13 protein-coding genes and 1 tRNA gene are annotated in these 24,153 nt (G+C 61.7%); 2 read left to right on the top strand and 12 right to left on the bottom strand.

Annotated features, from left to right (window positions below):
- Positions 1–179: 179 nt before the first annotated feature.
- Positions 180–806: a glutathione S-transferase family protein gene (locus VK98_RS18235; protein ID WP_048415397.1), complete on the bottom strand. Its 627-nt coding sequence runs from the start codon at positions 804–806 to the stop codon at positions 180–182.
- 168 nt (positions 807–974) lie between these two features.
- Between VK98_RS18235 and VK98_RS18230 the strand changes: the two genes are divergently transcribed.
- A tRNA-Ala gene (locus VK98_RS18230) sits at positions 975–1,050 on the top strand.
- Between the two features lie 412 nt (positions 1,051–1,462).
- Here VK98_RS18230 and VK98_RS18225 read toward each other — a convergent pair.
- Positions 1,463–3,169, bottom strand: a complete 1,707-nt coding sequence (locus tag VK98_RS18225) for an amidase (protein ID WP_048415396.1) — start codon at positions 3,167–3,169, stop codon at positions 1,463–1,465.
- Between the two features lie 172 nt (positions 3,170–3,341).
- Complete coding sequence (locus VK98_RS18220; protein WP_048415395.1) at positions 3,342–4,298, bottom strand: LysR family transcriptional regulator; 957 nt, start codon at positions 4,296–4,298, stop codon at positions 3,342–3,344.
- A gap of 228 nt (positions 4,299–4,526) precedes the next feature.
- Between VK98_RS18220 and aguA the strand changes: the two genes are divergently transcribed.
- On the top strand, positions 4,527–5,666 hold the full coding sequence (aguA, locus tag VK98_RS18215; RefSeq protein WP_231589319.1) for an agmatine deiminase: 1,140 nt from the start codon (positions 4,527–4,529) through the stop codon (positions 5,664–5,666).
- Positions 5,667–6,151: 485 nt separating this feature from the next.
- On the opposite strand, the gene VK98_RS18210 is transcribed toward aguA, so the two are convergent.
- From VK98_RS18210 to VK98_RS24455, 9 genes are all read right to left on the bottom strand, one after another.
- A complete protein-coding gene (locus tag VK98_RS18210) occupies positions 6,152–7,273 on the bottom strand; it encodes a fimbrial protein (RefSeq protein ID WP_082159127.1) in 1,122 nt (373 codons plus the stop codon).
- A gap of 111 nt (positions 7,274–7,384) precedes the next feature.
- A complete protein-coding gene (locus VK98_RS18205; protein WP_048415393.1) occupies positions 7,385–10,447 on the bottom strand; it encodes a GLUG motif-containing protein in 3,063 nt (1,020 codons plus the stop codon).
- A 71-nt stretch (positions 10,448–10,518) separates the two neighbouring features.
- Positions 10,519–12,216, bottom strand: a complete 1,698-nt coding sequence (locus tag VK98_RS18200) for a ShlB/FhaC/HecB family hemolysin secretion/activation protein (protein WP_048415392.1) — start codon at positions 12,214–12,216, stop codon at positions 10,519–10,521.
- Positions 12,217–12,228: 12 nt separating this feature from the next.
- Positions 12,229–14,958, bottom strand: coding sequence for a fimbria/pilus outer membrane usher protein (locus tag VK98_RS18195; RefSeq protein WP_082159126.1), 2,730 nt, complete (start codon positions 14,956–14,958; stop codon positions 12,229–12,231).
- A 92-nt stretch (positions 14,959–15,050) separates the two neighbouring features.
- On the bottom strand, positions 15,051–15,701 hold the full coding sequence (locus VK98_RS18190) for a fimbria/pilus periplasmic chaperone (protein WP_197083096.1): 651 nt from the start codon (positions 15,699–15,701) through the stop codon (positions 15,051–15,053).
- A 130-nt stretch (positions 15,702–15,831) separates the two neighbouring features.
- A complete protein-coding gene (locus VK98_RS18185) occupies positions 15,832–16,416 on the bottom strand; it encodes a fimbrial protein (protein ID WP_048415391.1) in 585 nt (194 codons plus the stop codon).
- 692 nt (positions 16,417–17,108) lie between these two features.
- On the bottom strand, positions 17,109–17,762 hold the full coding sequence (locus VK98_RS18180) for a LuxR C-terminal-related transcriptional regulator (RefSeq protein WP_048415390.1): 654 nt from the start codon (positions 17,760–17,762) through the stop codon (positions 17,109–17,111).
- A gap of 90 nt (positions 17,763–17,852) precedes the next feature.
- Positions 17,853–21,080: a hybrid sensor histidine kinase/response regulator gene (locus VK98_RS18175; RefSeq protein WP_048415389.1), complete on the bottom strand. Its 3,228-nt coding sequence runs from the start codon at positions 21,078–21,080 to the stop codon at positions 17,853–17,855.
- A 223-nt stretch (positions 21,081–21,303) separates the two neighbouring features.
- Complete coding sequence (locus tag VK98_RS24455) at positions 21,304–24,111, bottom strand: ATP-binding protein (protein ID WP_082159124.1); 2,808 nt, start codon at positions 24,109–24,111, stop codon at positions 21,304–21,306.
- Positions 24,112–24,153 lie beyond the last annotated feature (42 nt).

Genomic DNA, 24,153 nt, shown 5'->3' with positions numbered 1-24,153 from the left:
ACCTGTTTACGATCTGCTGCGCGTTGGCGATACGGCGTTGAAAACGCCTTCGAAATGCTCATGTACCGTGTGTACATTCCGCTTTCTCAGCCGTTTTCGCCTTGTCTCGCCTTAGCTCGCGAGATCGTAAACACGTTCTGAGAAGTGAGAAGCCCGGCTTTGCCGGGCTTTTTCCATTGTTAAGCTACGCCGATACTGCCATGCGTCACAAACCCCGGCCGTTGAATCAGGCGCTGATAATAGGCGTGCGCATGCGACAGCTCCGGCTTGTCGAAAGGCGTCAGCTGCCAGCGGTGGATGGACAGGCCGAGCACGATGTCGGCCAGGGTGAAATCGTCGCCGCAGATATAGGGCGTATCCTGCGCAGCCAGTTGGCGGTCCAGAATGGCCATATAGTGGCCCCACTGTTGAATGCTGGCCTGGATCAGCGCCGGGTCCTGATGTTCCGGGCTGTGGCGGCTGAGGCCGTGGAAGGCGTAGCCCCAGGAGCTGTTCAGCTCGGTGGCCTGCCAGTCCATCCATTTTTCCACCTGGGCGCGGCTGCGCGGATCGGTGGGCAGCAAGTGGCTGGCCCGGCGCGAGTCGGCCAGGTAACGGCAGATGGTGTTGGATTCCCACAGCACCAGGCCGTCGTCCACCACCGCCGGAATCAGCGCATTGGGGTTGAGCGCCAGAAATTCCGGGCTGCTGGCCGGCTGGAAGCCGCGGCCCCAGTCTTCGCGTTGGTAGTCGATGCCGATTTCATGACAGGTCCACAGCACTTTGCGGACATTGATGGAACTGGTGCGGCCCAGGATGCGCAGCATGGAAATCTCCGGCGATGATGTTGGGATAGACCGGAGCAGTGTAGTCCCGCCGAGCGCGGCCATGCCATTGAAACGGCGAGTTGTGGCGAGGATGCGCCAGCTTGGCCGGGAGCCGTGGGGTCGGGCTTGGCAAGTGCAAGGCCCTTGTCATATGATGGCTGTCGATTTGGGCCGATAGCTCAGCTGGGAGAGCGCTGCGTTCGCAATGCAGAGGTCGGGAGTTCGATCCTCCTTCGGTCCACCAATTCCCCCTCCTTGTTTTTCCTGCGTGCAACAGGCACGAGGGAGTTCGTAAGCATCGGCATAAGGTCCATGCCTGCGTATCACTATCCATGCAAACCCGCCGAACGGCGGGTTTGTCGTTGCTATGGTGTGCTTATTTTGAAGTCGTCGTCCAGCGCCACTCTCTAAGAATGTGTTTACGATCTCGCGAGCTAAGGCGAGACAAGGCGAAAACGAGCGAAAAAGCGGAATGTACTCGTGGTACATGAGCATTTTGAGCTCGGTTTCAACGCCGTATCGCCGACGCGCAGCAGGTCGTAAACAGGTTCTAATGGACGAAGGTTCGGCCAGGGCGGTCATCCAAGGAAAGCAATGATAGCTTCCAAGCCACTACTACTGGCTGAACACCCGTCCTGGTCCGCCCTAGCGGGTACTCATTGACCTAGCGGTGGTGTGCGCGGCGGGATCAGGCGCTTGTTGCCGGTGGCTTCAAAGGCGCCAGCGAAGCGCAGCAGGGTGTTGTCATCATAGGCACGCCCCGCAAAAGTCAGCCCCACCGGCATGCCGATATCAGCCATCACTCCCATCGGTACGGTAACAGTCGGGACGCCAAGATGACGGATGGCGAGGTTGCCATTGGCTACCCAGACGCCGTTGCTCCAGGCGATGTCGGCGGAGCGCGGATTGACGTCCGCATCTGCCGGGCCGACGTCGGCCACGGTGGGAAACAGCACCGCGTCCAGCTTTAGCTGATCCATCCAGTCTTCCAGATCCAGCTTGCGGGTCTGTTCCAGACCACGCAGACCATCCGGCACGCTTTCAATCCGGTCATAGGACTTGAGGCCCCGCTTGGCCATGTTGACGTACTCGTCCATGCCGGCGGCCAGGTCTCCTTCGCGGTTTGGCAAGGTGCCCGGATCGTGCGGGAAGATCTTCGGACCATCCACGTCAGCCAGTTTGTTGAGCTTGGGGTCGCCGTTGGCGCGCAGGAACTCATCGAACGCCCAACCGGACAGCTCCCACAGCTCGTCATTGAGGAACTCGGCTGAGACGATGCCGCGGTTGAATACGGTGGGCGCGCCGGGACGATCGCCTTCACAGTTGGAAACCAGCGGAAAATCCACTTCGATGACTTCTGCTCCGGCGGCTTCCAGTGCCTGACGGGCCGCGTCCCAGAGATCGATCACCGACGCGCGGGTATGGATGCGCTGTCCGGTGGGGCCGCCGATGCCAGGCGCCTCGCTGGTGCCGGCCAGTTCGTCCTTGTTGATGTACATGCGTGGTATGCCAAAGCGCTTGCCTTTGAGTATCTCGGGCTGAGCCAGCAGGTCGGAATAGGAATCTGGCCGGACCGCCGAGGCTTTGGGAATCTCCACCCAGGGCTGCAGGCGCCATAGGTCGCCACGGCTAATCGGGTCGTCGGCGACGATGACGTCGAGCACTTCGAGCAAGTCTGCCATGGTACGGGCGTACGGCACGACAACGTCCATGGTCGGTGTCAACGGCCAGTTGCCGCGTACCGAGATGACCCCGCGAGATGGCGTATAGGCGCACAGGCCATTGTTCGAGGCCGGGCCGCGGCCACTCGACCAGGTCTCCTCGGCCATGCCGAAGGCGGCGAAGCTGGCGGCCGTAGCGCTGCCGGCGCCATTGGAAGAGCCGGAGGCAAACGGCGCGGTCAGGTAGTTGGCGTTGTAGGGGCTTTCGGCGCGGCCGTAGCAGCCGCGCTGCATGCCGCCATTGGCCATGGGCGGCATATTGGTCTTGCCTAGGCAGATGGCACCGGCTGCGCGCAGGCGCGCTATGGTGAAGGCATCGTGTTGGGCGACCAGATCCTTGAACGCCGGGCTGCCTGAAGCGGCGGTCAGCCCCTTCACCAGATAGCTGTCCTTGGCGGTATAGGGGATGCCGTCCAGCGGGCTCAGTGTTTCGCCACGGGCGCGACGGGCATCGGACGCCTCGGCCTCCTTGATAGCATCCGGATTACGCACCACCACCGCATTGAGCCTGGTCTCCGTCGCGGGGCCATCGTAGGCCTCTATCCGCGCCAGATAGGCCTTGACCAGTTCAACCGCTGTCGAACGCCCGGATTCGAGCGCTGCGCGCAGCTCGGCAATGGATAGCTCGGTCACCTCGATCATGCTACTACCTCCACTAATAAGACGGATTTCACCCCGATCGGGGTGACCGTTTCCTGCATGCACAGGCGGGTCATGCCGCACGGTAGCCGGCGCACGCATGGGTTGTTCTGCAATATGGCGGCTAATCTACAAGAGATAGCGTCATGCGGGAAAATGATTCATTTTGATGTACTTATTCATGCGGCGAATACCGGGGCGGCGTCATGTTGTGCGCCGCATCATCGGATTCGATGAGCTTGCGCATCAAATCGCGCAGCCAGTGCAGCGCAGGATTACTATCCTGTACTGGGTGCCAGATGCAGTTAAGGTGATAGCCTGGCAGTTCTTCCGGCAGCGCAACCATTTTCAACGGCCAGTAGCCCGCTATCATCGCCGCTACTTTCTTAGGCAGGATAAACAAATGATCGGTGTTGCTGACAATGGCGGCTGCAGCCATATAGCTTTGGCTGTGCACCGAAATCTTGCGCTGCAAGCCGCGCTCGGCAAGAAAATCATCCATTGGCGACTCCTGATTGCCTAGCGGCGCGTGGAAGACATGCGGCAAGGCAATCAGATCCGGTAGTGTCAGCCTATCGCTCTGGAGAGGGTGGTCATGGCGCAAGATGCCGATCAGCGGCTCCTTCAGCCAGGTTTCCCGGCACAGATAGCTGGGGATGGACATGTATTCGTCAAAACCCAGCAGGAAGTCGATTTCACCGTCGGCAAGCGCCAGTTCCGGAATGTCTTCCCGCAGGATGGTGATGTCGATATGAACGTTAGGCGCGGCCTCCGCCAGTTTTTTCACCAGGGGCGGAATCAGCACGCACTCTACATAATCCGTGGTGCACAGGGTGAAGCGACGCACCGATGTTGCCGGGTCAAAGGCCTCCGGCTGGCTGAAATGGCTTTGCAGCAGGCTGAGCGCCTGATGGACGCCCTGTTGCAGATAGAGCGCTTTTTGTGTCGGCAGCATGCCATGCGGCGAGCGCACCAGCAGCGGGTCGTCGAAGAATGTCCGCAAGCGATTGAGCGAGTGGCTCATCGCAGGCTGGCTGACAAACAGCTTCTCTGCCGCCCGTGTGACACTGCGCAGACTGATCAGGGCATCCAGTGCCAGCAGCAGGTTCAGATCCAGTTGATGCAGTTTCACACTATTCACCGTATTTATGAAAGTATTCGTATTGTTCATTTGCTGAATAGTTTGGCTCTCCATAGACTGCGTCTGTCAATCACTTCGTCGTTCATGGCAGAGGAAATCTGCCGTTCGAGAAGGCTGATCCGCCCGGCGAATGTGCATTGGTCGAGCTTCCATATCGCGCAGATCGGGAGACGTGCCGAGTCTGTCATCCGCAACTGCACGATCTATTGAATACTTCTGATGGCATTTATCAAGTCGATGGTGATCAAAATGAACAGTAAAACGCACACTAACAGTCTACCTGCCGCCGATGGTTTTCACATGCCGGCCGAGTGGGCAGAGCATCAGGCGGTATGGATGATCTGGCCGCAGCGCCCGGATAACTGGCGTCATGCCGGACGCGAGGCGCAACAGACCTTTGCTGCCATCGCCAAAGCCATTTCGGCGGCCACGCCTGTGTTTATGGCCGTGCCGGAACCGTTCATGTCACAGGCGCGCGCCGTCATGCCGTCCGAAGTCTCCCTGGTGGCAATGAATAGCGATGACTGCTGGATGCGCGACAGCGGACCGACCATGGTGATTGATCAGGCGGGCCATCTGCGTGGCGTGGACTGGAAGTTCAATGCCTGGGGCGGCTTCAATGGCGGGCTGTACCATCCTTGGGATCAGGATAGTGAAGTTGCGAGCCAGGTGTTGGCCCACCATGGCTTTGACCGCTACCTGGCTCCGCTGGTGCTGGAAGGCGGCTCGATTCATGTCGATGGTGAAGGTACGCTGCTCACCACCGCGGAATGTCTGCTCAATCCCAATCGCAATCCGGATTTGTCCCAAACCCAGATTGAGGCCTTGCTTTCCGAGTATCTGAATGTGACGCACTTCATCTGGCTGCCGGAAGGCGTGTTCATGGATGAAACCGACGGTCACATCGACAATATGTGCTGCTTTGCCCGTCCAGGGGAGGTTGTGCTGCACTGGGTCGACGATGAGCAGGATCCGCAGTATCCGCGTTCGCAGGCCGCCTACGAAGCGCTGTCCAAAGCGCGCGACGCCAAGGGCCGCCAGCTCAAGATCCACAAGATGCTGGCTCCGGGCCCCTTGTTCTATGAGCAGGATGAAACGGCTGGCGTGGTGGCGAGCGGGCAGGCCGTGCCGCGTGAGGTTGGCGAGCGCATGGCCGCTTCTTATGTCAATTTCCTGATCAGCAACGGACAGATTATTTTCCCGCTGCTTGATGAGCGTACCGATGCCACGGCAGCCAGCCGGCTGCAGGAGATCTTCCCTGAGTACCGAATTGTCGGCGTCCCGGCACGCGAGGTACTACTGGGTGGCGGCAATATTCACTGCATAACCCAGCAGATTCCGGCAGGCAAGGCTAGCTGAGGCGCTATCGTACACGGCGGGTGAATTCCCGCCGTTTCTGTTTGCCATGAGCCGAGCTTGCGCAGAATTTTGCGTGCGGTCGGCTTATGGTTCCCAAGTGCGGCCAGCATGGGGTGCCGGTCACACCATGCGGTCGGAAGCCTGTCTTGGCCAAACGGCCCACTGATAAAGCCCGGCATTGTGTTTCCGGCGCCTCCTCACCCAAGACCCGCTAACAAAACCCCTGATCCTGCGTTGCGCCTCCTTGTCGTACCACTGCTGGTACTGTCTGCGTCGGCGCGCCTTGGCTCAGGTACGCGGCGCGGTTTTGTTCGCGGCTCTAAAACTATTCCGCTTATCGTACTGAAAGCCTGACCCGGCAGGGCTGCCGTGTTCGCAACCTTGTCTCGCGCCTTGGTTGGCTGATGGGTATGGACCGTCGATGCTCCGCTCGCCTTGGATCAAGGCCATGGCGCGGAGCATGGGCGGCCAGGGGCCGGTCGCGTTTAGGGATAGGTGATGATGAAGACGGCTTTGGCGTTGGCATGGCCGGCGGTGACGTTGCCGGTGCGCACATAGTTGGCGTACAGCGGCATGCTGACCATCCCGTCCAGGGGCGGTCCCATGTCGAAGCTGGGGGCGCCGCCGCCGCTTTCCGGCCCGAAAGTGATGAGGTCGCTTTCTGTACCGGCCAAACTCCGGCTTAGTTGCAGCCCCAGCCCTTTGGCCGCCGTGATGCCCTCTTCTGCGTTGGCGTTGATGCTGAGCAGCCGGCTGCTATTGCCGGGTTGATTGGCGTCGCTGAATTGAATCTTGGGCCGGGCCTGCGCCGCGCATTTGCTCAGTTGCAGCGAGAGTTGCCGGGGCGCTCGGGTGGATGGCTGGCCCAGGGAGGGGAAGTCCGCTGGGGTGTACTGTCCCATCGGGACGATGACGTTGGCGGTCTGCAGTTCGCAGGTGTTGGCCACGGGCACGTTGATGTTCAACAGCTCGCCAAAAGAGGCCTGCTGGTAACAATCGTTTCCGGTTACGTTGCCGTTGCGGGTGGCGTCAATGTAGAAGGAGGCGTTGGTGCCGGGCACGTTGCCCACGGTGCCGCCCGGCGTGGGACCGGTCAAGATCAGCTCCTGATACAGCTGCAAGGTTAGGGTGTCGAATGTTCCGCCTGTCGTACGTTCGGCGGGTTTCGAGGTCAACACGCGTTCCATCGTGGGGTCGTACGGCAGTGAGGGCTCTCCGTTGCCTGCCCGGTAGCTCCAGCGCAAACCGATGCCGGCGATATTGGTGGGAATGGTTTCATGGGGCCCAAGCTGGCCGCCATTGCCGTTGGTCCAGGCGCCATGGATGCGCACGATGTCCGGTCCGCCGATCTGGCCTTGATATTCACCGCGCACGGCAATGCCGCGCTTGGCCAGCACGGTGCCCGGCGGGGTGTCGGCGGTAATGGTGATGGTGTTGCCGCTCAGGCCATTCCAGGGGCCGGGCGTGGTGTTGGCTAGGGTGCAGTGGCGCGCGGCCGCCGCCGCGTGGGCCGAGGCGCCATGGACCAGCAAAAGGGCGGCCAGGCAGGCCGCGCATGCGCGCCGGATCAGCCGCGCTGGTGGAGTGGAGCGGATTGCGTGGGCCATTTTTCCTTCCTTGGGAACGGATGACGATCCGCGCCGCTCCAGCGGAGGCGGCGCGAACCGGATTACAGCCTGGTCAAGCGGCCACCGGACAGGCCGGCGGCCGGGCGGAGCTTAGAAGTAGTAGTAAGACGAGATGGTGCCCTGGTTGACGCCGTACAACGGCACCAGCAGCGCGTTGCCCATCACCTCATTGGCGCGCATCAGGCCGTAGTTCCAACCCACCAGGCCGCCATAGGTCTGGCGCCAGCCATTGACGAAGTTGACCTTGCTGGTGGCGGTGGAGTAGTCGACGGTGCCGCCGTCTTCGTTCATGCCCACCAGTCCGCCCAGGATGCTTTCCACGCCGCCGCTGACCGCGCCGCTGGCCACGGAGCTCTGGATTTCGCTCTGGTTGAGGCCTACCAGCCCGCCGACGATGCTGCGGTATTCGCCGCGGACATTGCCGGTGGCTTGGGCGGTGGTGATGCGGCCGGCGTTTTCGCTATTGCTGTTGACGCCCACCAGGCCGCCCACGCGGCTGGTGTTGCCGCCGGAAACGTCGCCGGAAGCGTCCACGGACTCCAGGTTGCCGCCGTTGTAGCCCACCAGGCCGCCCACTTGGCTGTTGACCCCGCCGCTGACTTTGCCGCTGGCGCGCGCATAGCTGACGTTGCCGCTGTTGTTGCTGCCTATCAGGCCGCCCACGCGGCTGTTGTGGCCGCCGGTCACCGCGCCGCGCGCTTCCGCGGTGCGGATGTTGCCGCCGTTGTTGGTGCCGATCAGGCCGCCCAGGCTGGCGCCGGAGGAGTCGTTCACCGCGCCGGTGGCGCTGACGTCTTCCAGCTCTCCGCGTTGGTTGAGGCCCACCAGGCCGCCGATGGCGGAGCTGCCCACGCCGGTGATCTTGCCGCTGGCGCTGGATTTCACGATCTGCCCGCCTTCGTTGTGACCCACCAGGCCGCCGATGCGACTGTCGTAGGTGGCGTATACGCTGTTGCTGGCTTGGGAGTCGGAAATCAGGCCGCCTTTGGCGTAGCCCACCAGGCCGCCGACATTGACGCCGGCGCGGGCGTCGATAGAGCCGGCCGCGCTGGAGCCGATGATCTGGCCGCCGTTGTTGAGGCCCACCAGGCCGCCCACGCCGCCGCTGCCGATTTCATTGCGCGGCATGTAGTAGGCGTACACGCGGGCATTGGTTTGGGAGGCGTTAATGAGGCCGCGGTTTTCGCCCACCAGGCCGCCCAGCACTTGGGTGTAGCCGTTGCCGTAGACGTTGCCGGTATAGGCGGAGTTGAACACGTCGCCGGTATTGGCGCCGATCAGGCCGCCGACGATGTTCATCGGGCTGCCGTAGGCGTTGACGGTGGCGTTGCTGGTGGCGTTATGGACGGTGCCGGTGTTGCGGCCCACCAGGCTGCCGATCTCGACGCGGCCGGTGTAGTTGGCGTAGCCGGTTACGGAGCTGTTGATCAGGTTGACGTTGCCGATGACGCCGGCGTTGTTGGCGAACAAGCCCAGCGCCGGCCCGGCGTTCTGGATGTTCAGACGGGTGATGTTGTTGCCCAGGCCGTCGAACACGCCGGAGAACGCCGCGCCGCCGTTGCCGCCGATGGAGTTGAACACGCGGTTATAACCGTCGACGGCGTTGCCCAGCACATAGAGGCCGTTCAGATTGGTGTTGACGGCTTGCAGTTGGGCCACGTCCTGGATCACGGTGTAACGCTTGCCGTTGGATTCGAAGCCGGCGCCCTTGCCGGACAGGGTGACGCGCTTGCCGGCGGCGACCACGCGGCCTTGTCCGGTGGTGTCTTCGTGGTTGAGCGCCAGCGAGGCGCCGGCGCCGCTGAGGCTGAGATTGGCGTTGAGCATGACCTGCTGTTTGGCGGTCAACTCCGCCGCGGCGCCGGCGCCGCTGGCGCTGAGGTCGGCGTTCAGATTGACGTTTTGCCGGTCGGAGCGCAGCGTCAGCTTGTTGCCGCTGGACCAGTTGATCTTGCCGTTGGCGTTGAGATCGCCCTGGGTGCTGACCAGTTCGATATTGGTGTTGGCCAGGTTGCGGGAAACGGTGTCGCTGTAGAGGCCGCTGGACATCGGGGAAGACGCGGCGGGGCTGAGGTCCAGCTGCTCGGCGCTGACTTTCCAGCTGCCGGTGCGGCCGTTGCTGGCGGCGGTGGTGACGTTGGTGGCCAGCGCAACGGTCACGGCCTTGCCTTTGACTTCGATTTGGCCGCCGTCGCCCAGGAAGCTGCCCTGAGCGCTGGCGTTCAGCGTGCCGGCCACGTTGACGCGTTGATTGTCGCCGGCGTCCAGCACGATCTTGCCGGCGCGGTTTTGCAGGGTGCGGGCTTCGATCACGCCGGTGTTGTTGACCACGTTGCGCAGGAAGTTTTCGCTGGCGCGGGCCGTCATCAGCACTTCTCCGCCGTCGGCGCGCAGTAGGTTGCCGTTGTGCACTTGGGCGTTCACCGCCGCTTCTTCCACTTGCAGGTTCACCAGGCCGGAGCCGTCGAAGTTCAAGGTGAAGGCGTTGCCGCCGGCCAAGGCCACTTTGCCCAGATTGGCCTGGATCACGCCGGTATTGCTGACGCGCGCGCCCAGCAGCGCCACCGCGCCGCCTCCTTGGGCGGCCAAGGTGCCCTGGTTGGAGACTTCGGCGGCGGAATTGCCTTCAAAACGGTAGTTGCCGGCCATGAAGCGTTCAACCGAGAGGTCCTGGGTGGAGGCGACCAGGCCGCCCACGTTGACTTGCGCGGTTTTGCCGAACAGCACGCCGTTGGGGTTGACCAGGAATACGCGGCCGTTGGCGCTCAACTGCCCCATGATGTTGCTGCCGTCCACGCCCACCACGCGATTGAGGGCGATGGAGGCGCTGTTGGGCTGGTTGAAAGTGACTTTATTGCCGTTGCCGATGTTGAAGCTGTTCCAGTCTATCGCCAGTTTGTCGCTGGACTGATTGATGGACATTTGCTTGCCGTTGTCGAACACCTGGATGTTGCCGCTGCCGGCCTTGATGGCGCCGCCGTCCGGCAAGCCGGCCGCCTGGACGTGGGCCGTCAGCAGCAGGGCCAGAACCGGCAGGCTGCGTGCCAGCAGGCGGCTGCCGCTGCCCGGTTTGCCGCGCGCGCGGCTTAGCTCGCTGCCAACGCTCCAGCACTGGCGCAGGGAATTCCAAATCAGAGCGTAATTCTTATTCATGACAACTCCATCTTGTTGATAAGCGAAATGCGGGCTCCCGTGTCAGGGAGGGTGTATCCAGCGCGACGACGTCACAGTTGCCAGGTCGCCTGCGCCCAGATAGCGGGGTTGCGCGTGTCCTGGCCGCCGTCGTCGCCGACGCGCCAGGCCGCGCTCACATTCAGTCTCAGGCTGTCGTGCAGCCAGTTCAGGCCCAGTCCGGCCGCGGCGCGGCTCAGGACGGGGTTGCGATGGCCCCAATCGCGCTTGTTGGCGCGGGTTTGGCCATAGTCGTAAAACCAGGCGGTTTCCACGCCGGGCCAGGCGGCGTAGCGCAGCTCCAGGTTGCCGATCCAGCCTTGGTCGCCGCTGGCGTCGCCAGCCGGGTAGGCGCGCACCGCGTACGGGCCGCCCAGGCTGATTTTTTCCGAGGAGTCCAGGTTGCGGTTCGCCCATTGGGCGTTGAATTGGGCGTAGAGGCTGAAGCGCTGGCTGAGTCGTTGCAGCCGGATGGCGCTGAGGCTGAGCTTGCCGAAATGGCCTTGGGTGTCGGCGGTCAGTCGGTCGGCTTGCCGCGCTTTCGGGTCGTCGATGCCGAGCCGGCCGTGGCCATAAGCCAGCGAAGCCTGGCTGATGCCGCCGCCGCCCCAGCCGTCCTGACCGTTGGCGCTGAGCATGGCGGTCCATAGGCGCACGCGTTTGGCGCCGCGGCTGCCAAGCAGGTCGATGTCGTCTTTGAGCCGCTTGTCGTCATACATCAGTTGGGCGTAGACGCTGGCGTCCCGGCCGCGCCACAGCGCTTGGGAAAGAAATCCGCTCTGGATGCGGGCGTTGCCATGGGCTTCCAGATCGGTGAAGTCCCGTCCCAGCCGGTATTCCATATTCGAGTAAGCGGCGCCCGCCCGCGTCAGCCAGGGGCCGACCGGCAGTTGATAGGACAGGCGCTGGTATTGCTGGCGGCCGTCGCTGCCCATTGCCCGCAGGCTGAGCTGATCGCCCAGCGCCAGCGGGTTGTTGAGGTTGAGGTTGCCGCCCAGCCGGTATTCGCCGGTGTACTTACTGCCGTAGTTGTCGAGCTCGACGCCGCCGCCCAGCCGTTCTCCGGGCTGCGCCTGCACCAGCAGGTCCGAGCTGCCGGCTTGGGTGCCCGGCCGCAGGGTGGAACGCACCTTGACGCCGGGCAGGTCGTTCAAGCGCAAGAGCGCGCCGTCTAGCGCGTCGCGCTCCACCAGTTGCCCCGCCAAAGGGCGCAGCGGCGCTTGCAGCACTTGGTCGCGCACGGCGGAGGCGTTGTCCAGCGTCACTTGGCCGTAACGGCCTTCCCTGATGTCGATGCGCACCCAGCCGTCTTCGATGTCCTGAGGCGGCAGATAGGCTTGGGCCAGCAGATAGCCATGTTGCTGATAGAAGCGCGTGATGCTGTCGGCGGCGGCGCGCAGTTCGGCCAGGCTGAGTTCCTGGCCGGACAGCGCTTGCAACTGCCGGGCCAGCGTGTCTTGAGAGAACACGCTGTTGCCGCTGAAGCGGAAACCGGTCACCAGCAGGCGCGGGCCGGCGTCCTGGACGGCCGGGGATTCGGCGGCCGGCGGCGTCAACTCCAGCTGCGGAGCCGGGGTAGGCAGCAGCTGCGGCCGCGCCGATTCGATGTCGCGCAAGGACTGGCCGGCGTCCGGCCGCTGCGCCAGGCCGGGAACGCTCCAGGCCAGGCCGAGGCCGGCCGCCAGCAGCAGGCTGTGGGCGCGACGGCTCAACACCGGAGCGCGGGACGAGAGGAGGGGTCGGGTCTTCATCGGCGTGTCGGTTTATCGTGATGGCGAGGTCTGGGATTGGGATGCCGCCGCCTGCGTCCGCGGCAGGCAGGGGGCGCTGAGCATGTCGTAACGCTGTTGGCGACCGGCGCGTTTTTCCGGCAATTGATAGTCGATGCGGCATTGCTGTTCCGGCGCGGCGCCCCATTCGACGATGAGCCAGCCGTTGGGCTCCAAGCCTTTGGCGAAGAGGCGGCCGCCTTGTCCGACCACGCCGACGTTGTTGCCCCGGGCGTTGCGCGCGGCGGCGCCGAAGGGCAATGGCTTGTCGTCCGGCATCCGGCTGTCTATCAGGGTGGCGCGCGCCACTTCGGTGGCGTAGGACAGCATCACCACGGAGCCGGCGCGCGGGGCCAGGCCTTTGCCGGCGGACTGCTTCAGCTCCACGTCCAGCGGCATGCCCTTGGGATTCACTTCTATGGTGTTGAGGTGATAAGGCGTCAGGCTGGGCACCACGGCGTAGCCGCGAGCGTCGACCCGCGCCCGAGTGGAGCCGACCATGGCGCCTTCCGCATCCGGCACTCGCACTATCGCCAGGGTTTCTCCCAGTGTCTGTGCCAGGGTCACGCCGCCGGGATGCGCCACCAGGGCACCGGCGGCGCTGGCGGAATACTGGCTGTAGCCGCGGCCCGCGCTGACGCTGGCGTTCAGCAGCGTATAAGGCAGCTGATAACCCAGGCCGGCGCTGCCGCCGCCGCCGCCGCGTTCCGAATGGCTGGCGGATACGGAGTAACTGCCGCGATTGTCGTCGCCCAGCGTGCCGGCCAGGCTGGTCGTGGCCTGCATGCCGCTGTCGGAGTCATGGGAGAGGAAGCCGTTGAGCGTGGGCAAGCGTCGGCTGTCGCCGAGGGGGACGCTCAAATTGAGCGCATAGGTGGTCCGGCTGCGCTCCTGGGCGGTCAGGCCCTGGGCCAGGTTGCGGGTGCGTTGGGCGGACAGGGTGTAGCTGACGGAGCCTACGCTGCCGCCGTAGCCCACCGAGAAGTTGACCTCCTTGCTGGCGCTGCCCCAAAACTGTTGCATGGAGCCGTTGGCGTACAAGGAGCCGCCGCCCAGTTGCTGGTTGACGTTGACGTCGAAGCGATGACGCTGGCGCGCTATCGCGTCCAGCGCCTGCCGCCGCTGGTACTGGTCTTCCGCGACAATGCGTTCGATCAGGCTCAGATAGCCGGAGGTGGAGTAGCGATAAGCCAGCAGCGAGAAGTTGGTGCCGGTGCTGGCCAGTTTTTTGCTGTACGACAGCCGCAGGCTGTTGCCCTGAACGCGGCGGTCGCCGGACAGCCGGCTTTCGGCTCGGGTCAGGTCGGCGGCGAAGGCGCCGACGCTGGTATTGGCCGCCACGCCAAACAGTCCCGATGCGTAACCTCGGGAGGCCACCGCGCCGGCGTAAGCCGTCCACATGCCGTCCAGGCCGCGCTGGTAAATGGCTTGGGCGAACAGCGGGTCGTCGCTCAGGCCAGGCTGTTTGACCTGGCCGGCGATCAGGCTGTATCGCTGGACTCCGCCGCGCAACAGCTGCGGCGTCGCGGCGTAGGGCACCACGCTGGTGTATTCCTGGCCGTCGGCCTCGGTGACTTTGACCAACAGGTCGCCGCCCTCGCCGCTGGCCTGCAGGTCGCTGATGGTGAAGGCGCCGGGCGCCACGGTGGTTTCGTAGATCAGATAGCCGCGCTGACTCACGCTGACTTTGGCGTTGGTTCTGGCCGTGCCTTGGATCACCGGCGCGTAATTGCGCTGGGTGTCCGGCATCATGCGTTCGTCGCTGCTGAGCTGGACGCCGCGGAAGGACAGGCTGTCGAACAACTCGCCGCTGCTGGCGGCTTCGCCCAACACCAGCTGCGAGCGCCAAGCCGGCACGTCGGTTTGCAGATAGACCGACCCGCTTTGATAGCGGGCGGCGCGGCCGGTCCCCCAGGACAGGGAGCCGTTGTGACGCAAGCGCCACGCGCCGAGGTTCAGGCCGCCGTTGAGGCCGAGGTAGCCGCTGTTGGAGCGCTTGCCTTGGCTTTCGCTGCTGTACAGGTTGGCGCTGTAGTTGAGCAGGCCGGCGGTGACGCCGCTTTCCCATTTTTCCGGCCCGACATAGGTGCTGGCGGAGGCGAAATGCACGAAGATGGCCGGCACTTGCAAGGACAGTTTCTGTTCGGCCATGTCGACGTTGACGCTGGCGCCCTGGACGTATTGCGCCAGATCGCCGCAGAACAAGGCGTCCGGCATGGGCTTGGACTCGCCCGATCCGCTTTGGCCGCGCGCGGCCTTGTCCATATCAATGCCCAGCCGCTCCAGCTGCTCCCGGCGGAAGCAGGGGCGCGCGCCCGCCCCGGGGGCCGCTTCGGCGAATTCGATGTCCTCCATGCCCTGCCAGCGACCGTTGACGCTGATTTCCAGACGGTAGGTGCCTGGCGGCGTCTTGCCTTCCTGTTCGAAGCGGCTGAGATCCGGCGGCGGCCCGCCCGCCCCGGTAAACAGATAGGCGGAGTCGAACACCAGGCCGCGCGTTTCGTTCAAGGCTTGGGCGGCGGCGGGCGGCTGGGTCGCGGCCAGCGCGGCGCCGTGGGCTTCCGCCGCATCGGGCAAATCGGCCGCGCCCGCATTGCCGGTCGCATTGCCGGAGGATGCCGCGCCGGCCAGCACGCCGCCGAACACACCCACTGCCCACCAAGCCAGGGGCTTGGCTTTGGGCGCACGCGCCCGGGCTTTGTCGCTTACGCTCAAGCCAATCATGAATTGCCTCGTAATTGCGCTGTGCCGCCGCGGCAAGAGCATGCCCTTGTCGGCGGTTGGGGATGGAAGTCTTGGGAACGGACGCGCTGGGCTTATTGCAGCCGCGTTTCCGCGTCTATGGTTCCGCCAAAGTCGCTGACGGCCTGAAACTGCAGCAAGGCCCCGGTTTTGAAGGCGTGAGCTTGCCGTTTGATTAAAAATCGCTCGGAGGAGAAAGGCTTGACCATGTCGACCGCCACCTCAACCGGCTTGGCGCCGTCCGCCGCCAGCTTGGCCTGGAACAGGGAGACGAAGAACGGCGTGGGATTCCGCGCTTCCAGATAGCGCTGGCCGTTTTCCGCCACCACTCGCCATTGCATTTTTTGCGGCGCCAGAGCGGGTTCGCCGGCCAAAGCCGGGGGCCGGAAAAACACTTTCAGCCGTGTGCGGTAGGTAAACTGCAGGTAGTTGGCCCCTGCCGCCTTGGGCGGCACTTCCAGGAAGTTGATCCAGAACACCGATTCGCGGTCTGGCGGCAAGGCGTCCCCGCTGTACACCATGCGCACGACTTGGCGCTTGTCGCCGTCCAGGCGGACAATCGGCGGCGACAGGGTGAAGGGCACCTGGATATCGCTGGGCGCGACGGTGGCGTCGCCCAAATCCAGCCAGGACTGCACCAGGATAGGGTCCTTGCCCTTGTTCTCCAGTTGGATGCTGACCTCCCGCTCTTGGGCGGGATAAATGATCCGCGTTCCCCGGATCACGAGAGCCGCTTCCGCGGCGCTCGCCCAGCACAAAGCCGCCATAGCACACACAGCCGCCATTCCCGCATACTTGCGCGCCATCCATGCCATGGCCGCTCCTCCCTAGCTGACAGTCAGATAAATGCGCCGATTACTGGTAGGCCAGCACATAGTCGATCTGGCTGAATACCGCGCCGCTGCCCGGCACGGTGCCGGAGTTGACGCGCTGGAGCTTGGCCGACAGCGGGATGTTGGCGGAGCGCTGCACGGCGGGACCCGTTGTCGGAACATCGGGCGACAAGGCAGCGCTCGGCATGTCCGCGCTATTGGTGGAGCCCAGAGGGATCTTGACCGCGCTGCCGCCGGAGCCCTTGTACAGTTCGATTTCCAGGTTGGACGCCGCGCTCGGTCCGCTCAGCTTCAAGCGGCCGGTTTCTTTGTTCACGTTCTGGTTATTGGGGTTGAAGGCGATCTGCACGCGGGAGGCGTTGCACACATCGGACTGGCCGGAAACGGTCAGGCTGAACGGCACTTCAGCGCTGCCGGCGGTAGGGATTTGATCAGGCGTCAGGTTGTTGAAGTCCACTACTTTGTAGCCGTCTTCCTGACCATCGATCAGGCAAGTGCTGGTGGCCACGCTGCCTTTGAATACGATTTCACCACGGTTGGCGGCAAACGCCTGGGTGGTCATGCCCACGCCCAAGGCCAAAGAAACAATGATTGCCAGTTTATTCATAAAACACTCCGCACTTAATAAGTTGAATCACAGCCGTGACCATGTTTTCTGACCACTGCCCGTTAGACACGCCGCTGCATCAAGCCACGGCCTGCCGCCAATGGCAGAAACATCCGCCGATCAGTAAGCAGCATTATCAATAGAGGTTACGGCCTGTTGAATAAGGCGTTTCTTAAAGTCCGGTTTCCGGGCGCAGAATAAGGAATTTCTTAATAGAAAAAGTAAAAGGAAAGCGTCGCGATCCAACGACTGCGTGCTTCAACTTGGGGGGCTGCCGCGCCTCAACAGCGGGGGGCCAAGGGCCGGCCGCGCCGCCCAAGAGTGGGCAATGCGCGGGCGGCCGGGCGTGGACTAGAGCGTTGACGTGCTTGTGCGCGTGGAATGGAAGTAGAGGGAGGAGGCAAGCATGATGATGGTGATGGCCGGGCTGGTGACGACCACAGCGGGCCGGTTGGCGCGAGGCGTACTGGGTGGGCGGGTGAGCGGCGTGTTTGACCGGACCGCCGCCGCTGGCGGTGGAACCCCGGCTCGCACGATGCACGCGGCCAGTCCTGCCGGCGCGGTTCTGCAACGGAAGCCTTTGGGGAGCATGGTCCGCGCCCGCTGCCTTCGGGCCTTATCCATCAAGCCGATCCTTCCGTTCCATAGTCTCCGGCGCGTTCCGGCAGGCCTTTGCCCCAGAGGCGCATATTTCAGCGGAACAGCCCCATTTCCACGCAGAGCGTGATCAAATCCTGATCACTGCGAGCGCCCAGCTTTCTCATGCCGGAAACTTTTTGAGCGCTGATGGTTTTTTCGCTTCGACTTAGCATTTTCGCTATTTGGTTCAGGGTCATGCCCGCCACGAAGTGACGTAAAACTTCAAACTCTCTGGCGGATAATTTTTCCACCTTGCTGCCTCGTTTATCCTCAGCAATATTTTCCCTATTGGGAATAGGTGAAATCGCTCCCCTATTTACCACTTGCTCCAGCGTGCGGCGTAATTCTGATAGCGGTTGGCTTTTCAGCACCACTGCGGCCACACCGAGATCTTGTAGGCTTGAAACGATCAAGTGGTTGGACACCATGGTATAAATGATGAGCCTGGCACTGGAGAAATGACGCAGCAAGTACTCTACCAGTTTCATGCCATCTCCGTAGCTGGTGTCGCCAGGCATGCTGTAATCGGCTATGACTATGTGAGGCAATTCATTTTTTTGCCGTAAATCCATCAGAGTTTCTACCAACTCAGTGGAGTTATGCGCTTCTCCCACCACTTCCAGCAGGGTATTGCGTTCCACTTCGTCACGAATGCCCATCAGAACGATAGGGTGGTCATCGGCGATCAATACTTTTATTTTGCTCATGGTGTTTCCAGTAAATTTGATTTCAATGCCTATCCACTAATCAATGATCTAGGTTTCAAGATTATTGAAATTTTTATTGGCCGCTATGGTTTAGGACGTTGCGAGCGGCTGCAAAGCAGCTTCCAGGCGTTTATGAAATTGTTCCAATGCGGAGACGTCCTCATCATTTAATTCATACAGGTCTGCGAGTTGTATTTCCAAAGCCTGGCCGGCCGTCATTAGTGTCTGCGCGTTGACTACGGCTAGGGCGCCGTTAATGCGGTGCAAGATGGTGGCGACTTTATGCGGTTTTCTGGCCATTGAAGCCGCATACAGTATTTCCAAGTCCGCGCGCATGGTGCGCAGAAAGAGCTCGCGCATCGCAATGGGCACCAGCAAGTCATCATGGATGGAGATTGCTTGCGCATGCTGCGGAGCGGGCTTTTCTAATGTTTTCGGGCTTAGCCGCGTTAATGCGGTGCGCAAGCCGTGTAAATTGATGGGCTTAACCAACCAGGCATCCATGCCGGCACGCAGACAAGCTTCTTCTTCAACCCTCATGGCGTTCGCTGTGACGCCGATGATGGGGATGTCCACGCCTTGGCTCCGCAGGGCTGCGGCCAGTTCGTATCCATTCATCAGCGGCATGTTGACGTCGGTCATGACTAGATCGTACGGACACATATTCCAGTGTTTCAAGGCTTCGTGGCCATTGTCGACGACACGGGTGCGACAACCCAGCAACTCCAGCTGTTCTTTCAAGATGAGCTGGTTGATAGGGTTGTCCTCGGCGACTAAGACGTTCAATCCCAGCGCGGAAGTGTCGGCGACCGACTCCGGTTGGGCTTCGCCGGGCAGGCCATGCTTTGCCAGCCATACCGCTTGCAGGATGCCCTTGAGATGATGGATGTTCACCACCCAGCCATCGCTGTGCAGTTGCGCCTGCAGCGGTCCCTCCGGTGTGGCCACGACGTGGGTGCTGAGAGGGTTTCTAGGCCATGTCTCCGCGGGATCCAGGTCCAATAAAATCAAGCCGGAGTCTTCCGGCGCCGGCTCCGCCGGGCTCAGCCAGCGAGTGCTGGCGCCCTGCCGGGTCAGCCAGCGCATCAGGCTTTCGCCCTGTTCTTTCAGATGGGCGCGCAGCAGCACGGTCGTTTGGTTCAGCGGGTACTCCGTGATCGCGGGGGCCGGCGCCTGTTGCTTCAGTTCCAGCGACAGAGTGAAGCTGCTGCCCAGCCCCAGGTCGCTGACGACTCGGAGCGATCCCCCCATCAATTGGCTGAGTTGCTGGCAGATCGATAAGCCCAGTCCTGTTCCCGCAATTAAGCCAGGCAGGGCTTGAGCTTGATAGAAGGGCTCAAACAGCCTGGTTTGCTGTTCCTGAGTGATGCCAATGCCGGTGTCGGTCACTTGCCAGGCTAAATTGACGCAGCCGTCTGGCGCGGCAGTGGCTTTCAGGCGCAGCACAATCCAGCCGGATTCGGTGAACTTGATACTGTTGCTGAGCAGGTTATTTAAAATCTGGCGGATGCGCGTGACGTCTCCCAATACCAGTTCCGGGGTGTCCTCATCGAGATTGGCATACAGCCGTAGCCTTTTGCTTTTGGCCATGGCGGCAAAAGCGCGCACCACCTCCTCGGAAAGGCCGACCGGGGAAAATGGCTGCGGCTTCAGCGCCATCTGCCCGGACTCAATCTTGGAAACGTCCAAGACATTGCTGATCAATTGCAGCAAGAGCGAAGAAGAGTCTTGCATGGTGCTCAAGTAAGCACGCTGGCGAGGGCTTAACGGCGTCATGTCAAGCATTTCTATCGTGCCCAGCAGGCCGTACAGCGGCGTGCGAATTTCATGGCTGATGGTGGTCAGAAAGTGGGTTTTGGCTTCATTCGCGCTATCCGAGGTTCGCTTCGCCGCTTCCAGCGCCATTGAGCTGGCCTTGTAATGAGAGATATCGCTGAAAGAGCACAAGATGGCGTTCTTGCCACGGTGGCGGGCAGGCGCAAAGCTGGCTTGCAGATAGCGTTCCCCTATGCGCAGGCAGGCGGTGCGTTTGGAAACGTCTTTCTCGTCTATGATTTCGCGCCAGAACGATATCAGCTGCGGGTAATCCCGCTCTCGATCGAACCATTCCAAAGCAAGGGGGTTGACCACCAAAGGCTGGAGGAGAGGCAGCTCCAGAACAAACAAGGCGGTTGGCGCCGTTTGCGTGACGACGCGATTGAAGGCTTCGCTTTCCAGCACCGCTTGGTGCGAGGCTTGCGCCGGAGCCAGTACGCGAAGCCGATACCAGCGCACCGCCAGCAAGCCGCTGAGAGCCAGCAATAGCACGCTGATCATAAAGACTTGCGCGTGCCAGCTGGTCAGAGCGAGTAAACGACTGTATTTCACTAGATAGACTGCGGACCACGTCGGACTGCTCTGGGAGGGAAAATAAAACAGCAGGCCATCTCGGCTAAAGTTCAGCCCCGCCTTTAACGTCGACCGCGGATAGGTTCCGCCCAGCAGTACTCGTCCATCGGGAGCAATCAGACTGATATCGTCAAATACCCGGCGTTTGCTGGCGCCGCCCCAGCAAACATTTTGGATATCCAGCGTTGAAACCGCCATCACTCGGGCGCGGCTGCCGTTTTCCCAAAACCTCTCGCTGATATAGGCCGGAATATAGGCAAAAAGAGTGTTTGGGGCGAGGCCGCCCAGGTCTTTGCCGCTTATCCATTTTACCTTGGTGGTGTCATGCCGCTGCTGCAGCAAAAACTGACGGATGGCGGTGGTGATCACGGGGAAATGGGTGTGCGTCAGCGTCATGTCGGCAACCGTATTGTCCACCGTTGGCACCGCCAAGCTGGTTACATCATCCAAAGCGAGCAGAAAGCTTTGGGGGGCGTCGGTTTTGGCCAGTGACCAGTAGGTGCTGTAGTAATCCGCACTTAAGGCTCCCAGGGCATACAGGCCGTTTGGGGATTCCGGCCACTGATCTATCCGGTAGCCCAAGGTAAACGGCATGGAGTATGGGGAGCTGCGTCCCTCCACCATGATGTAATCGCCCGTCCGCGCGATCGGGGTGCGCGTCGTGTCCAACAGTTTGCCTAGCCGCTTGCCCATGATGTCGGAGTTGCGCCGCGCGCCGCGGCTTAGAAAGGCCTCATGTTCCCTAATCCCATCGGCAATGCATTTGAAGTGCACCTGCGCCATATTCTCTTTTTCATCCAGCAGCAAGGTCGCGGCCCAATAGCTGGCGGTCAAGGCGAGCAGAACCAAGGACAGGACCAAGATCAGACTCACATTGAGCCGTAAGGATGTTCTGATCAATTTACCGATGGATTGCGTATTATTTTCCATGACTCCGTTTCATTTACACACCTTGCGCGGATTTACTCCTGGATGGGCTCGCAAATTCCGACGGTGTCAGCCGGTCATCACCCTGTTTGCGTGCGTCATTGTGCCGACCGAGTGGCATCCTAAAGTCATGCAAGGGATTCCAGCCAAGCGTTTTGGCGCTGGAGTGAGCGAAGCCATGAGCCGAGCTTCAGTGCGCCGCTACAGGTGGCGCCGAGCCTTGGGCTTAGACAACGTCATTGGAAGAGAGGTAGCCAGGGGTGGAAAGTTCGCCGTACTCCCTCCTCTGCCTCAATGAGCCTAAGCATCGAAACAGCTTGGACAGGCTTACCGGCTTGATGATCACCGCGGCCATTCCGGCCTCGCGCGCAAGCTGGGCCTCTTCTTTCAAGGTGCTGGCCGTGGTCCCCACCACCAAAAAGCCAGGCGCTTGCAGGTGGATCCGGCGCGCCAACTCCCTGCCGTCCATCCGCGGCATGCTGATGTCCGTCAGCACCAGATCAAATTCGTGGACATTCCAGCGCTGCAGCGCTTCCTGGCCATCGGTGGCCAACTGTACGCGGCAACCCAAGGTTTCCAGCTGTTCCTTTAAAACCATACGGTTGATGTCATTGTCTTCCACCGCCAAGACTCTGAGGTTCAAGCTGCCCAGCGTCGCGGAGCCTGTCCCTACGGCAGGACTGGCGGCGAGTCCCAGCGTAGAGAGCACGGTGTCCAAGATCACGGTTGGAGCATATAAGGAGATCCATTCCGCCGTAGCGCGCGAGGATTCATCGCCATGCCATATCCGCACGCCGGGCCAGTTGGCTCGCCGCTGCGGATCAATGTCCAAGCGTACTTCCACGCACAGCTGGTCTCGCGGGAGTTCTTCCGTTGCGCAAGTCAGAGCCCTGCCGCCGAGAAAGTTCAGCCAGTCGCATAGACTGTCGGCCAGTTCCCGCACCGGCGCGCTGATGTAGATGGCTTGCTGAGTCAGGAGCCGCTGTCGCGAACAGTTCTCTTCCAGAGGTTTCAGCGGCAGCCACAGAGTGAAACTGCTGCCCAGGCCCGGTTCGCTTACTACGGTGACGTCGCCTCCCATCAAGGTGGCCAGTTGCTGACAGATCGGTAGGCCCAGGCCGGTGCCGTTGGCCCTGCGGCGACCTTCGCCTACCTGGAAAAACAGCTTGAACAAAGAGGCCTGGTCTTCTGCGGCAATGCCGATGCCGGTATCCGCGATCTGGATGGAGGCTTGGATGCTGCCATGGTTTCCATTGACCAGGCCGCAGCGCATGACGATGCGGCCGTTGTCGGTGAACTTCACCGCATTGCTGAGGAGATTGCTCAGAATCTGCCGCACTTTGCGCGGGTCGCCCCGTAAGGGTTGACCCAAGCGCGGGTCGACGCAGGCGTAGATCAATACTCCCTTGTTCAGAGCGGAGGCGGCGTAGCCGTGCACTACTTCATGAACCAGTTCAAACAGATTGAATGTTTCCATCTCCAGCCGCAATTGGCCTGCCTCTATTCTGGACAGGTCCAGAACGTCATTGATCAGCCCCAGCAGAGTGGTGGAGGAACTTTGGATCGCTTGCAGATAGCCTTGCTGTTGTGGATCAAGGCGGGTGTGTTTGAAGAGCTCCAGATTGCCGAACACGCCATATAGAGGGGTGCGGATTTCGTGACTCATCGTGGCGATAAACGCGGTCTTGGCTTCATTGGCGGCATCGGCCAATTGCTTGGCGTGCTCCAGCGCTAGCTCGGCCTGTTTGCGCAAGCTGATATCGCTCAATGCGCACAACAGCACCTCTTCTCCCCGGTAGCGAGTGGGCACTAGGCTGGCGAACAAATGGCGGCCATCCAGAGTGGCCAGTTCTTCGCTGACGACGCCGACTTGTTGCAGACGCGCCCGCAGGAAGACGCGCTCCACCCATTCCGTCGACCTCCAGTCCGGAGCGATTGCGGGCAGCCAGTCGCGGGCCAACTGGTTTTCCAGCACGGCCTGGCCATTCCGCCTTCGCAGCGCGCAAAGCGCCACGGGGGCGGCGTTGAATACCGAGCGCAGGAAGGCTTCGGCTTCCGCATGCTGTTGCAGCCGCTGCAGCGCAGGCCGCACAAACCTGTGCAGCACGCATAGGCAGCCTAGGACGAGCCCGGCGACAACGCAGCTTAAGATGAGCAGACACTGTATCAAGGCATGGCGCATATCGCTGAGAAGGGCGGATTCCGGATAGCGATAGGCCAGCATCCAGTCAGGCCCAAGCGGGAAGCGGGTCTGAGCGCTGGGCACGATAGGCAATGCCTTGGACAAACGCTGCCACATGTCCTGAGCCCGCCCCGAGGAGGAGGCCGCCGAAGCGGCCACTTCGTGGTCGCAGGAGTCCAATAAGGCGAACTCATAGCTTGCAAAGGGCCCCTGGCTGGCCAGCACATCACGTCCCAGGAACTCCAGAGCGAGCCAGGCTTGTTCACCGTCCCCCCGCGAAGAAGAGAAGATGAATGGCCGTGCGATGTAAATGCGGCGCTGAGGATCTTGTGGATCGAACAGCCATACCGTCGTGCTCTGGTACAGGGGCGTCGGATGATCGCTTAGCTGTCGAAGCACCGCGTCCGGCGTTCCCGCCGCGATTGGAAAGCCGCTTTCCAGTCTGCGTGCGCTTAGTTGGTCCTTGCCCTGCAATAACAGCAGGTTGACACGCAGGTTCGCCGCCTGGAGTTGATCGTTTAGAGAGAACGCCTGGTCGAGCCGCGGAGACGTTTCAGATATCCGGCCGGGGAGAGGGGATGCCTCTGAAACACGGCCTAAACCGGCTACGGCGGGTTGTTCCAGGTTTTTCAGGAATTCCACGCGGCGGTTGAAAAAAGCCTTTGCGGCGTAAGCCGCCTCGTTCATGGATAGGCGTTGGACCGCAACATGGCGGCTCAGTTGGATATTCAGATAGATAGCCAAAATGCATATCGCGCACAAAAGCAGCGCCCCAGCCAATAGCCACACAATGCCGGCGGCCGCTGACAGCCGCAATGGCCAGGGTCGAAGCACTAAGCACTTGATATCCATTGGAATATCGTAAGTGCGTATGCTGCCGGGAAATATAAGTAA

It is taken from the genome of Chromobacterium sp. LK11, from assembly GCF_001043705.1.
Classification (GTDB): domain Bacteria; phylum Pseudomonadota; class Gammaproteobacteria; order Burkholderiales; family Chromobacteriaceae; genus Chromobacterium; species Chromobacterium alkanivorans.
Note: the sequence above shows the minus strand (reverse complement) of the source record. Positions and strands in the feature narration are given on the sequence as shown.